The sequence below is a fragment of the Streptomyces sp. TAA204 genome, assembly GCF_000424965.1.
Map to the genome: position 1 here is coordinate 481,107 of NZ_AUKW01000003.1, position 12,806 is coordinate 493,912.

At 72.0% G+C, this 12,806-nt stretch carries 7 protein-coding genes and 1 pseudogene; 6 read left to right on the forward strand and 2 right to left on the reverse strand.

What is annotated here, in order from left to right; all coding sequences use genetic code 11:
* Window positions 1-41 precede the first annotated feature (41 nt).
* The 6 genes and pseudogenes from H343_RS0107605 to H343_RS35835 all read left to right on the forward strand — a co-directional run bounded on the left by H343_RS0107605 (window position 42) and on the right by H343_RS35835 (window position 11,724).
* Window positions 42-7,463, forward strand: coding sequence for a non-ribosomal peptide synthetase (locus H343_RS0107605; RefSeq protein ID WP_028430640.1), 7,422 nt, complete (start codon window positions 42-44; stop codon window positions 7,461-7,463).
* A 28-nt stretch (window positions 7,464-7,491) separates the two neighbouring features.
* Window positions 7,492-8,802 carry an LLM class flavin-dependent oxidoreductase gene (locus H343_RS29480; protein WP_037902734.1) on the forward strand — a complete coding sequence of 437 codons (1,311 nt, stop codon included), beginning with the start codon at window positions 7,492-7,494 and terminating at the stop codon, window positions 8,800-8,802.
* Window positions 8,802-9,737, forward strand: a complete 936-nt coding sequence (locus H343_RS29485; RefSeq protein WP_051264714.1) for an LLM class flavin-dependent oxidoreductase — start codon at window positions 8,802-8,804, stop codon at window positions 9,735-9,737. The genes H343_RS29480 and H343_RS29485 overlap by 1 nt, the downstream gene beginning before the upstream one ends.
* 10 nt (window positions 9,738-9,747) lie before the next feature.
* The gene (locus tag H343_RS33525; protein WP_158679522.1) at window positions 9,748-10,299 is read left to right on the forward strand and encodes an NADPH-dependent FMN reductase; all 552 of its coding nucleotides are present in this window, start codon (window positions 9,748-9,750) and stop codon (window positions 10,297-10,299) included.
* Between the two features lie 242 nt (window positions 10,300-10,541).
* A pseudogene (locus tag H343_RS35830) lies at window positions 10,542-10,952 on the forward strand (tyrosine-type recombinase/integrase); the annotation flags it as partial.
* A gap of 148 nt (window positions 10,953-11,100) precedes the next feature.
* Entirely contained in the window at window positions 11,101-11,724 is a 624-nt protein-coding gene (locus H343_RS35835) for an SMI1/KNR4 family protein (RefSeq protein ID WP_028430642.1), read from the forward strand.
* Between the two features lie 49 nt (window positions 11,725-11,773).
* Here the strand turns inward: H343_RS35835 and H343_RS29500 are convergent, their stop codons facing one another.
* Together H343_RS29500 and H343_RS0107640 are read right to left on the reverse strand one after the other, a co-directional pair.
* Window positions 11,774-12,193: a NucA/NucB deoxyribonuclease domain-containing protein gene (locus H343_RS29500; RefSeq protein WP_158679523.1), complete on the reverse strand. Its 420-nt coding sequence runs from the start codon at window positions 12,191-12,193 to the stop codon at window positions 11,774-11,776.
* Window positions 12,194-12,343: 150 nt separating this feature from the next.
* Window positions 12,344-12,778 carry a hypothetical protein gene (locus H343_RS0107640; RefSeq protein WP_028430643.1) on the reverse strand — a complete coding sequence of 145 codons (435 nt, stop codon included), beginning with the start codon at window positions 12,776-12,778 and terminating at the stop codon, window positions 12,344-12,346.
* Window positions 12,779-12,806 lie beyond the last annotated feature (28 nt).

Genomic DNA, 12,806 nt, shown 5'->3' on the forward strand with positions numbered 1-12,806 from the left:
CTGGGCTGCGCGCCGCCCGTATCCCACCCAGGAGACATGCGATGACCGAACATTCCTCGTCAGGTGTGCTGACCGAGGCGGTGCCCGCACCCGCGGCCGGGCCCCGTCGGGTGCCGCTCACGGAGGATCAGCTCGGCCTGCTGCTCCAGCACCGGGCCGACCCGGCGGCGTCCCCGTACAACGTTCCGCTCGCTCTCGACCTGCGCGGACCGCTGGATGCGGGGGCGCTGGAGAAGGCGCTGGCCCGGGTGGTGGAGCGCCACCCCATGCTCAGCGCGCGCGTCGTCGACGGGGACGCCGGGCTGCCGCAGCTCGAACTGCGCCCGCACGCCGCGCCCGTCCTGGAGCGACGCGACGGCGCGGAGCCGGACGACGCCGCGCTGCGCGCGGAGGCACGGCGCGAACTGGACCTGGTGGACGACGGCGTGCTGCGGGCGGTGCTGCTGCAGCACGCCGCGGACCACCACACGCTGCTGCTGGTGGTGCACCACGTCGTGGTGGACGGCGAGTCCACCGGCATCCTGCTGGCCGACCTCCTCGCCGCCTACCGGGACGGCGGCCTCCCGGACGAGCAGCCGGGCGACTTCGCCGAGTACGCCGCCGCCTGCTCGGACCTCCCCGAGGGGCAGCGCAGGGAGCTGGAGGACTACTGGCGGGAACGCCTCGACGGCGCCGACCTCACCGTCGACTTCCCGCTGGACACCACCGTCGAGCAGGCCGGGCAGGCCGATCGTGCCCAACAGGCCGAGGACGCCCGGCACTTCGGCCCCGCGGACGGGGCCGACCCGACCGGCGCCCCCGCACCGCAGGCGGCCGTCCCCGTGGAGATCGGCGCCGAGCTGTCGGAGGCGATCGGACGCTTCTCCCGCAGCCACCGCGTCAGCCGGGCGGCCGTCCTGCTGGCGGCCTATCTGAAGGCGCTGGGCACCTACTCGCGGCAGTCCGCGCCCACGGTGGGCGTGCCGCTCGGCGTCCGCAGCGACCTGAGCTTCGAACGCACCGTCGGCTACTTCGTCCGCACCCTTCTGGTCCGCGCACCCGGCCAGGACGAGGAGAGCGCGGCGGGCTTCGTCAGCCGGGTGCAGCGAGAGCTGGTGCGCGGCGTGGACCGCTCGCGGCTGCCGTTCCCGCGGATCGCGCGCCTGGTGCCCGGCGTCCGGCACGAGAACCCGCAGGTCTTCAACTGCACGTTCGTGATGCACAGTTGGGCCGACCCGTCCGCCTCCCCGGACGGCGTGCCGCTGCCGGACGGGCTGCGGATGCGGCTGCGCGAGGACGTGTTCACCCCCGGCCTCGGCCTGCTGACGCTCGAACTGCACGAGCGCGACGACCCGTTCGTCACCTGTGTCGGCCTTCTCAAGTACGACGCCGCACGGATCGAGGCCGGCACGGCCGAGGCGTTCACGCAGCATGTGCTGGCGCTCGCCGGGCAGATGGCGCGGGAACCCGAGCGTCCCGTCGCGGAGCTCGACGGGATCGGGGACACGGCCCGCGCCGCCCTCGACCGCATCAACGACACCGGCCCGCAGCTGGAGTTGAGCGACGTCGACACCCTGCTGCGCCGCCGCACCGCTGAGCAACCAGACCGCACGGCCGTCGAGTTCGGCGACCGCCGCTGGACGTACCGCGAACTCGGCGCCCGTATCGACGCCTTCGCGGCCGGGCTGGCGAGCCGCGGAGTGCGCCCCGGCGACCGGGTCGGCATCATGCTGCCCCGCAGCGACGGGGCGGTGGCCGTCATGCTGGCCGTGCTGCGCGCCGGCGCCGCCTATGTGCCGATCGACCCGGCACACCCGCGGGCCAGGCAGCAGCACATGATCGGCAACAGCGGCATGTCCGTGATCGTGGTCGACGACGCCGCCCCGGACGGCTCGTCAACTGCCGCGGAACCGCTGCCGGGGCCGCCGGCCGTTCCCGTCGGGCAGCTCGCCGGCGACCCCGCGGCGGCGCCTGCGGGGAACGTCACCCTCGACAGCGCCTTGCACCTGCTGTACACGTCCGGCTCGACGGGGCAGCCGAAGGGCGTGCAGCTGAGTCACCGTGCGCTCGCCACGGACGTGCTCGCCGCCATCCGGGCCTATGGAACGGGCCCCGACGACGCGGTGCTCCTCAAGGCGCCGTTCACCTTCGACGTCAGCGCGCACGAGATGCTCGTCGCGCTGCTCTCCGGCGCCCGCCTGATCGTCGCGCCGCCGGACGCCGAGCACGATCCCGACCTGCTGGCAGAGACCCTGGACCGGTACGCCGTCACGCTGCTGCACGCCGTGCCCTCGCAGCTGCGGCTGCTGCTCGCCGCCCCGGCGTTCGCCGCCAACCGGACCCTGCACGACGTGGTCAGCACCGGTGAGCGGCTGCCGAACGAGCTGCGCGCGGCCGTCGAGGCGGCGCAGCCGGCGCGGCTGCACAACGCCTACGGACCGACCGAGACCTCCTACGTCACGATCTTCTCCTGGCAGCGCGGCGACAGCTCGTTCTGGACGCGGCGGGCCGAAGTCCCCATCGGGCGCCCGTACGCGGGCGTCCGCTGCCACGTCCTGGACGACGAGCTGCGCCCGCTGCCGCCGGGTGCGCCCGGAGAGCTGTGGATCGGCGGCGGCACCGTCGCCGACGGCTACGTCGAGGACGAGCAGCGCACCGCCGACCGCTTCCGCGTCCTCGACCTGGGCGCCGGACCCGAACGGGTCTACCGCACGGGCGACTTGGTGCGCCTGCTGCCGAACGGCGCGCTCACCCACCTCGGGCGCCTCGACGACCAGGTGAAGGTCAACGGCAACCGCGTGGAGCTGGGCGAGGTGCGGGCGGCTCTGGTGGCCCTGGACGGCGTCGAGGACGCCGCCGTCGGCGTCTCCCGGCACGCGGGCGGCAGCCTCCAGATCGTCGCCCATCCGGTGCCCGGCACCCTCGAACCGGCCGCGCTCCGGCGGGAACTGGCCCGCGTGCTGCCCTCGTACATGGTGCCGGCGCACGTCCTCCCGGTGGACCGAATACCGCTGCTGGCCAACGGCAAGACCGACCACCAGGCGCTCGCGCGGCTGCGGTCGGGAGAGGCCGCGCCGGAACCAGCCGCGGCACCGGAGCCCGAACCGGCCGCGCCCCGCAGCCCGGAGCCGGCAGCTCCGCAGACACCTCCCCAGGCACCTCACCAGAGCGGGCGCCCGGCGGCCCCGAAGATCTCGCGCGCCCTGCCGGTGCTCCGCGCCGCCTGGCACGAACTGCTCGGCACGAGCGGCGACGACGAGCAGTTCTTCGAGTCCGGCGGCGACTCGATCCTCGCCATGCAGCTCGTCTCGCGGCTGCGGCGCGAAGACCTCACCCTCGCCATGCGCGACGTCTACCGGCACCCGGTGCTCGCCGACCTCGCCGCACACCTGGACAGCACCGCCGCGGGCCCGCACGGGTCCGGCGCGCGGGAGACCGTACAGGCGCAGCGCCCGGCACCGGCCGGGACGGCCGGCGACAGCAGCCCGCTCGCGCCCGTGCAGTCCTGGTTCTTCCGGCACATCAGGACGGATCTCCACCAGTGGAACCAGTCCGTGCTGCTGGAGCTGAACCGGCACGTCGACCCGGCCTGGCTGCGGCTGGCCCTGCAGGCCGTCGTCGCCGCGCACCCCGCGCTGTCCGCGCGCTTCGAGGCGCCCGACGGTGCCGCCTGCGACGGCGGCGCGGGGCGCATGCTCGCCTCGCCGCCGTTCGCCGACGGGCCGCCCGGCGAGGTGCTCTGGGAGCGGGACTTCGGCAGCGAGCAGGAGCTGGACGAGCAACTCGAAGCCGTCGAGGGCAGTTTGACGCCGCTGGCCGGCAACCATGTGCGCGCGCTGCTCACCCGTGACCGCGACGGCGGCGGCGACCTGCTGCTGATCGCCGTGCACCACCTCGTCGTCGACGGCGTCTCGTGGCGGATCCTGCTGGAGGACCTGGAACTCGCCCTGGCCGCGCTGGCGGACGGCGCTCTGCCGCGCCTCCCGGACGAGGCATGCCGCTACGAGCAGTGGGTCGCGGACCTCCCGGCGCTCGCCGCTCGTGCCGGCGAGGCCGACCGCTGGCGTGCGGTGGCCGCCGAGCGCGCCAAGGCGCCGGCGCTGCTGCTCACCACCCCGGCCCCGGACGAACAGGCCATCCGGCGCGGGGAGTTCGTCCTCGACGTGGAGGCCGCACAGCGGCTGATCGGCCCGCTGCCGCGTCGGCTGGGCCTGTCCGTACACGATCTGATGACGGGCGCCTTCTCCCACGCCCTCGCCCGGTGGCGCGGCACCTCCCGCGTCACCTTCGACGTGGAGACGCACGGCCGGCACGGGGGCGACGACCTGTTCAGGACCGTCGGCTGGTTCACCTCCATCCACCCCGTCGTGGTCGACGCGGACCGGTCGCAGTCCCCGGAAAGCTATCTCGCGCAGGCGGGCGCCGCGCTGGCGGAAGTGCCGGACGGAGGCGTCGGCTTCGGCGCGTGCCGCGAGTACGCGGCCGACCCGGCGCTGCGCGAGACCCTGCGGAACATGCCGCCTGCGCTGGCCTGCTTCAACTACTACGGGCAGGCCGACCAGCTCAGCCCGTCCGGACGGTTCCGCATGTCCGGCCGCCCGATTCCGCGCGAGCACTCGGCACGCTGCGAGCGGGTGTACGGCATCGAGGCGTACGGCATCGTGCACAGCGGCCGGCTGCGGATGGGCCTGACCTGGGTGCCCAGCCCGGCCGACGGAGTGGACGAGCACGCGATCCTCGCGCTCCTGGCCCAGCTGCGCTGGGTGCTGACCACCCTGGCCGGCACGGACGGGGAACCGCCCGCGATCAGCGAAGTGACGGTCGCCGCACACCAGGCCGCCGCTGCCGCTCCCGTTCCGGTTGCCGCCGCCGGCGCCGCCGCGGAGACCGGCGCACACGAGTCCGTGCCCGTCTCGCCGCAGCAGCACGGGCTGCTCCTCGACGCGCTGGCCCACCAGGACAGCGGCCGCTACGTCGAACAGCTCTTCTGGCGCTGGCACGGGCCCCTGGACACCGAACGCTGCGCGGCGGCCTGGCAGTCCGTCTTCGACCGGGAGGCGGTGCTGCGGGCGTCCGTCGACTGGCTCGACGAGCCGCGGCTCCTGCTGCACGACGAGGTCGTCCCGGAAGTCGTGCGCCTGACCGACGGCACGGACGACTGGGACGCGCTGCTGGAACGCGACCGGCTCCGTGGATTCGATCTGCGCCGCCCCGGGCTGCTGCGGGTCACGCTCGTCGACGAGGCGCACGGCTCCGGCGAAGAGGCGTCCGAAGAGACGTCCACCAGGGTGCTGCTGACGTTCCACCACGTGCTGCTGGACGGCTGGAGCATCTCCCTGCTGATCCAGGAGTTCTACCGCGCCTATCTGGCGGGCGGCGCGCCGCCGGCGGGGGAGCGCCGTCCCGACGTACGCGACTATGCGCGCTGGCTGCGCTCCCAGGACACCACCGCCGCACGGCAGTTCTGGGCCTCCGCCGTCGCCGCGGACGTGCTCGCCTCCTCGCCCGCGCTCCCGGACGCGGAGCCGACGGGCCAGAGCGGTTCGGGCCGCACGGAGGTCCGGCTCACCGCTTCCGAGGCCGACCGGCTGCGGAACTGGGCCGCCGCGCACGCCGCCACCGAGAGCAGCGCCGTGCACACCGCCTGGGCGCTGCTCCTCAGCCGCATCGACGCCGCCGTGCGCCCGCCCGGCGCGGCGCGCACCGTCGGCTTCGGCGTGACCGTCTCGGGCCGGAGCATCCCGCTGGAGGGCGTCGAGCGCATCCCCGGACTGTTGATGAACTCGCTGCCCATGGCCGTCGACGTCGACCCGTCGGCGCCCGTCTCCGGACTGCTCACCGCGCTGCGCGACCAGGCGCTCGACATGGCCTCGTACGAGTGGGTCTCCACGGGCCAGATCCACGAGTGGAGCGGCAGGCAGCCCGGCGAACGGCTGGCCGAAAGCCTCATCGTCTTCGAGAACTATCCGCGCTCCTCCGACGGGCTCGACGATGCGCTGGCCGCGGAGGGCGTGCGCGTCGAACTGCCGGACGCCTCCGGCTCGGCGACGGCTTTCCCCGTCGCGCTCCTCGTCCACCGGGACACGGACGGCAGCCTGGCCCTCGACGTCGTCAACGACCGCAGCAGGCTGCCCGACGAGGAGGCGGCGAAGCTGGCCGAGCAGTGCGCCGGGCTGCTGCGGGAGCTGCCGGGAGCGCCGGACGCTCCGGCGGCCACCGTCGGGAGCCTCCTGGACGGGATCGCCGGGGACGCCCTGCCGCACATGGTGGATGGTTCGCGCGCCGCGTCCACGGCGGGTGGGGGCGAATGGCCCGAGGGCCCCGAGTCCGAACAGGTCAAGGCCGCCTGGCTGAATGTCGTCGGCGGCACCGACGTGGCACCGGGCGCCCACTTCTTCGAGTCCGGCGGCCACTCGCTGCTCGCCATGAAGCTGCTGCGCGAACTGGCCGCCCGCACCGGGCGCGTGCTGAGCCTGGACGACCTGCTGAGCCACCCCACCGCGGGCGGCCTCGCGCGGCTCCTCGCGGGGCAGGCGAATGGCGGCGGCAGTACCGGCAGCACCGGTACCGGCACGGACAGCCCGGACGCGGACCGCACCCCCGTGCTCGTTCCGCTGCGGGAGGCCCGACACTCCTCGGCCGGAACGGTGTTCCTGGTCCACCCGCCGGGCGGCCAGGTCGCCTGCTACGCCCAGCTCGCCCAGCGCTACGCCGGGCCGGAGGCGATCGTCGGCATCCGCGATCCGCGGGTCGACGAGGCCGATCCGCAGTACCTGTCGACCGAGCAGCTCGCCGAGACTTACCACGAGGCGGTGACGTCGCTGCCGGCGGCGCACGGGCGGATCGTGCTGGGCGGCTTCTCGGGCGGCGGCGTGATCGCGTACGACGTGGCGCAGCGCATCGCTGCCGCGGGCGGAGAGCCGCCCGTCGTGGTGATGATGGACGCCGGCGCCCCCGACGGCGAGTTGACGGACGCCGAGGCCGAGGGCTCCTTCGCCAGCAGGCTGCGCGCCGTCGCCGACAGCCGCTCCCGGCGGGACGGGGACGCCGAGCCCGCCGGCCAAGAAGACTCCGGCGAGCCCGCCGCTCAAGCGGACCCCGCCGAGTCCGCCGCTCAAGCGGACCCCGGCGAGCCCGCCGACGCCGACGCTTACCTCGCCGAACTCGTCCAGATCGCCGACTGGTTGCACGACGGCGGCGGTGATCCCGTCGCCCTGATGCAGTACAGCGTCGAGGCGGTCCAGCGCTACCGCCCGGAGCCCTACCGCGGCCCGGTGGTCGTGCTGCGGGCCGGCGACACCGGCTTCGGCAAGGGCACCGACTACGACGAGTCGGACCGTTTCCACACCCGTCCCGGGCTCGGCTGGGAGGACCACTGCGAGGACCTCACCATCCGCGTCGTGCCCGGCAACCACGTCACGATGCTGACCGGTGGCCATGTCTCCGTACTCGCCAGGGCACTGGCTTCGGCCGTCCGGAACTGACCACCTTCGCGATCACAGGGAGCCCTCCATGCCCAACCAACGCCGGCGGTTGACCCTGGCCGGCATCGTCGACGGACCGGGCGGCCACGTTGGCGCGTGGCGCCACCCGGAGACCACGGCGGATGCCCAGCTCGACATCGACTTCCACGTACGCAGCGCACAGACCCTCGAACGGGGCCTGTTCGACGCGGTCTTCATCGCCGACATCGTGGCCGTCTGGGGCACACACCTCGACTCGCTGTGCCACACCTCGCGCACCGAGCACTTCGAACCGCTTACGCTCCTCGCCGCCTACGCCGCCGCCACCGAGCACATCGGCCTGGCCGCCACTGCCACGACCACCTACAACGAGCCGTACCAGCTCGCCCGCCGGTACGCCTCGCTCGATCACATCAGCGGCGGCCGTTCCGCGTGGAACGTCGTGACCTCCGCGGCCCCCTGGGAGTCCGTCAATTTCGGGTGCGCGGAACACCTGGAACACGGCAAGCGGTACCTGCGGGCGCAGGAGTTCCTGCACGTCGCCTATCAGCTGTGGGACAACGCGCCCGACCCGGGCAACGGTTCCGCAGGCCTCCCGGTCCACCACAGCGGCGAGCACTTCACGGTGCGGGGACGGCTGGACGTCGAACGCCCGCCGCAGGGTCGACCCGTCGTCATCCAAGCCGGTTCCTCCCCGGCGGGGCGGGAGTTCGCCGCCCGGCACGCGGAGGTGATCTTCACCCGGCACAACCGGATCGAGGACGCCCAGGACTTCTACGGCGACCTCAAAGCACGGGTCGCCCGCAACGGCCGCGACTCGTCCAAGGTGCTGATCTGGCCGACCCTTTCGCCCATCGTGGCGGGCACGGAACGGGAGGCGAAGCGGCGCCTGGAGGAGCTGCAGGAGCTGGTGCACGACCACGTCGCCGTGCGCACCCTCCAGGACTTCCTCGGCGTCGACCTCAGCGGCCACCCCGTCGACGGGCCCGTCCCCGACGTGCCCGGCACCAACCAGTCGCAAAGCACCACGGAACGCCTGGTCTCGCTGGCCCGCCGGGAGAACCTGACGATCCGCGGGCTGGCCCTGCGGCTGATGGGCGACATCGTCGCGGGCACCCCCGAGCAGATCGCCGACCACATGGAGTCCTGGTTCACGCAGGGCGCCGCGGACGGGTTCAACATCGACTTCCCCTATCTGCCAGGCTCCGCCGACGACTTCGTCGACCACGTGATCCCGCAGCTGCAGCGGCGAGGGCTCTACCGCACCTCGTACGACGCCGCCACGCTCCGGGCCAACCTCGGCCTCGACGACCACGGCCCGGCTCTCACCGCGGCACCTCTCCAGAAGGCAGGTTCCTGATGGCCCACGGGCGACACGACGAAAAGGGTGCGACAGCGGGCCTCCTCCTCGCCGCGGTCAGTCCGGGCGGTCAGCCCGGCGGCGTGGCCCTGGACCTCGCCGAGATCCGGCGCCTGGTACGCGCCTGCGAGGAGGCCGGGCTGCACGCCGTCGTGCTCGACGAGACCGGCACGGCGAACCCGGGCAGGTTCGAAGTCACCACGCTTGCCGCCGCGTTGGGCCACGCCACCGAGCGCATCGGGCTCGTGATCCGCACGCGCCCGGATGACCTCGCCCCGTACCACCTGGCCCGTATCACCGCGTCGCTCGACCATCTCAGCCATGGGCGGGCCGGCTGGTGGGCCTCGTCGGGAACGCCCGACGACGTCACAGACGAGTACGTCGATGTGGTGAGCGGCCTCTGGGACAGCTTCGACGACGACGCCTTCGTCCACGACCGCGCCAGCGGCCTGTACTGGCATACGGACCGGATGCACCGGCTGGACCACGTCGGCATCCACTACTCGGTGGCCGGCCCCCTGAACGTCGCCCGGCCGCCGCAGGGGCACCCCGTGGTCGCCGTCCAGGAGGACGGCCCGGCGCACCACGCCGACCTCGTCATCCTCGACACCGCTGACCCGGCCGCCGCGGCGGCCTCGCGTGAACGCCTGCGGCTGGGGGCGGTTGCCACCGGACGCGACGCCGACCATGTCAAGGTGCTCGCTCCCCTGCCGCCCGGAGCGGGGGCGGCGCACATCGCCGCCTGGCTCGAACAAGGCGCCGCCGACGGCTTCCTGGTCACGCCGACCGGGCCGGACGACTCGTTCCTCACGACGGTCGTGCCGCGGCTGCGCGAAAGGGGCCTGCTGGACGCCGGACCGGAATCCCGCACCACCCTCCGTGACCGTCTGGGCCTGCCGCGCCCCGCCGGCCGGTTCGCCGCAGATGTGGCCTGAGGAGCCGGACATGAGCACCCTCTTCCTCGTCGGCAGCACTGCCGCTTCGTCCACCTCCGAGCGCCTTGGCCGGCGTATCGAGCACGCAGTGCGACGGCGCAGCCCCGAGGTGGAATCCGCCTTCCTCGACCGCAGGCTGCTACGCATGCCCGTACTCGACGCGGACGCGTTCGCCGGCGGGGTGCTTGACGGCGACCCCGACGTGTGCGAGTTGCGCTCCCGCATCGCCGGTGCCGAGGCGATCGTGGTCATCACCCCCGTCCAGCACGGCAGTTACTCGGGCGCGTTGAAGAACCTCCTCGACCACGCTCCCCGCGGAGCCTTCCGCGGCAAGCCCGTGCTGATCGGAGCCACTGCAGGGTCGCTACACCCCGGCGCCGCCGCCTGCGAACACCTGCGTGCGGTGGCGCGTTCACTCGGGGGATGGACCGTGCCGACGCAACTGATCGCCGAGCGGAGCGAGTTGCTGGGAGAGCCCCCGGCGCACCTCGACCGCCGAATCGACCGGGCAGCCGCTGAACTGCTGCTCGCGACGCGGATGCTGTCTCCCGCCGTCCTGTGAGCCGCCGGGCTGTGCTTCCCGTGCGCGAGGGCCGGCACACCTGCGTGATGGTTCTGCTCGCTCTCGGGGTGCCGCCGCACGTGATGCTGCAGACGGCCGGTCACAGCGGGATCGAGGTCACGATGACGGTACGCGCACGCCTCGCTGGACGAGATGCGGAAGGCGTCGAACCGGCGACCTTCCGTTTTCGGGCCAGCCGAGCGGTCCTCTACAGGCGTGCCTGACCAGTTGTGAAGGCCGGCGCCGTCGCCGCCCGAAAACCTGGCCACTGTCCTTTCCGCAAGCAAGTTCGACGCGAGACCAAGCTCACCAAGTCGCGTGCAGGCCGTCGCACGATCGGAGTGCCGGACCAACTTGCGAAGCTGCTCCGCAAACACAAGGAGGACCAACGGCGAGCGCAACAAGAGGCGTTGGGGCGCTGGACCGACAAGGGCTACGTCGTCACGAAGCCGGACGGGGAACCGCTCGTCCCCAACACCGACTACCACGAGTGGAAGAAGCTCCTGGCCGATGCAGGCGTACGGGATGGACGGCTTCACGACGCCAGGCACACGGCGGCGACGGTGCTGCTGCTCGGAGTCCCGGACCGGATCGTCGACGCGATCATGGGTTGGGAACCAGGTGGAGCGGCACGGATGCGCGCGCGGTACATGCCATGGGGGTACGAAGCTTCCCACCACCGAACCCCGGCCCACCGATCCGCCGCCTGGAAACCAGCAGACCCTGCTGCTGCGAAACCCAGAACAGCTGATCGCTCGAGATCGAACACCTCGGCAGGAACCGGGCTGCCACCATGGCGCCATGACCGCACCCTTGATGCAGACGCTCCCACGCGTGGTCGATGTCCTGAGCGAACTGGCGCCCGTCTCCGCCCGCTGTCTCCGCGCCGCTGCGGGCCGCGCACAGATCGAGACCGCGCGCGCTCTTATGGGAGGGCTGGTCTTCCCGCCGGATCTCGAAGAGTGGTACCTCTTCGCGGACGGAGTCGTGCCGAAGGCAGGCGCGGGTTTTCTGCTGCCCCCCATGCACCTGCCGCCGAGCCTCGATCGCACGACTGAGCTGTGGCAGATGCAGGTTGGGGACGCACCGGCAGCTGTCCTCGGTGGACAGGACGGAGAGGCGGGCACGGCCGTCCAAGGCTTCAGCCGTCACTTCGTCCCCGTCGGGGATGACACGACAGGGGATCTCCTGGTCGTGGACCTGCGTCCTGGAGGGCACCATGGATGCGTGCTGACGTGGGGGCGGACCGACGGGCATCGCGGGGCTCCCACCTGGCCGAGTGTCGCGCACATGTGGGCCGACGTGGCGCTCGCTCTTGAGACCGGAACGTCACCCGATGAGGTGGGCGATGAAGCCCCCCACCTCACGAGTAACGGGTGCGCGGCGACGTTCACGGAAGAGGGAACACTTCAGTGGGAGTTCTGAGGAGAAGGGTGTCCGACTGCTCCCCGGACACCTGCCTGCGTCTCGGGCGCTACGAGATGATCTGGACGTGGAACTCGTCGTTCTTGCCGTCAATTATGCGATTGTTGTTGTAGTAGGTGGCTAGTTGTGAGCCGGCCTTCTGATTGTCGTTGCTGGGCACCGCCAGCGCTGAGAAGTTGTTCTTCGGCTTGTCGGGTTCATAGATCGACTGGGCTGACCCTTCGTAGGTGGACGCGAACGGGTACTCGTCGCATTGCAGGCCCTTGGAGGCGTAGTCGGGGTCAACGGCGGTGCAGACCTTGACCGCTTCACGGCGATTCGCGTTGTAGCGGTTCCTGTTCGTTTGCTCCAGGTCCGGCTGGAGCCGGTGGAGCGGATCAGAAGCACTCTGCCCGGGGACCTTCTTGGAGGGGTTGCCGGGCATCGTCGAAGTCGGCTCGGTGAACGCCTTGTCGATGTGATCCGCCACCGCTTTCTCCTCGGCGCCCGTCGCGGCGCTGTAGCGGAGCGGCGAGACGTCGTAGCTGAATGAAGCCCCTCCTGTGTGCACGATGTCGCTCGGGTTGTGGTTCGGAAGGTAGGCGGCGTTGTCCTACCGGACACCGAAGGAGGAGAAGCTCTACTCGGCCAAGGGGTTCGATTCGACCCACGGCGGCGGGTACTCGGGCACGAAGTCCATGTTCCATGCCGCCCAGACACCGTCGTCCGGTGACAAACCCTGTCCCGGGTCTGCCCGCCTTGAAATCATGAAGTGCGGGTTGGCCTTGATCTCAGCGACGGTCTGAGGCCCTGGGTTCAGGCCACCCTGGTTCAACTCGACACCACTCGGCACGCTCACGTAGTCCGAGACGTCGCCCACGAGGGTCGCATCGATCTCCTGCACACCGGCCTGGTAGAAATCGGAGAAGTAGTAATCGAATTGAATGTCGCGCGAATTGGGGGCGATGGTGGCGATCGCCGGTGATCTCCGGGCGTCGGCATAGCGGTACCAGTGTCGCAGATCATCTGGAGCGCCCCAGGCCAGAGCTGTGCGCTGACAGTCACCATCCGGCATCGACTGTCAGCGTCGGCCGTCCTCGGAC

Coding starts and splice junctions, on each gene's coding strand:
- H343_RS35835 (WP_028430642.1), top strand. CDS start 11,101: ATGACCGCACCCTTGATGCAGACGCTCCCACGCGTGGTCGATGTCCTG.
- H343_RS29485 (WP_051264714.1), top strand. CDS start 8,802: ATGGCCCACGGGCGACACGACGAAAAGGGTGCGACAGCGGGCCTCCTC.
- H343_RS33525 (WP_158679522.1), top strand. CDS start 9,748: ATGAGCACCCTCTTCCTCGTCGGCAGCACTGCCGCTTCGTCCACCTCC.
- H343_RS29480 (WP_037902734.1), top strand. CDS start 7,492: ATGCCCAACCAACGCCGGCGGTTGACCCTGGCCGGCATCGTCGACGGA.
- H343_RS0107605 (WP_028430640.1), top strand. CDS start 42: ATGACCGAACATTCCTCGTCAGGTGTGCTGACCGAGGCGGTGCCCGCA.
- H343_RS0107640 (WP_028430643.1), bottom strand. CDS start 12,778: ATGCCGGATGGTGACTGTCAGCGCACAGCTCTGGCCTGGGGCGCTCCA.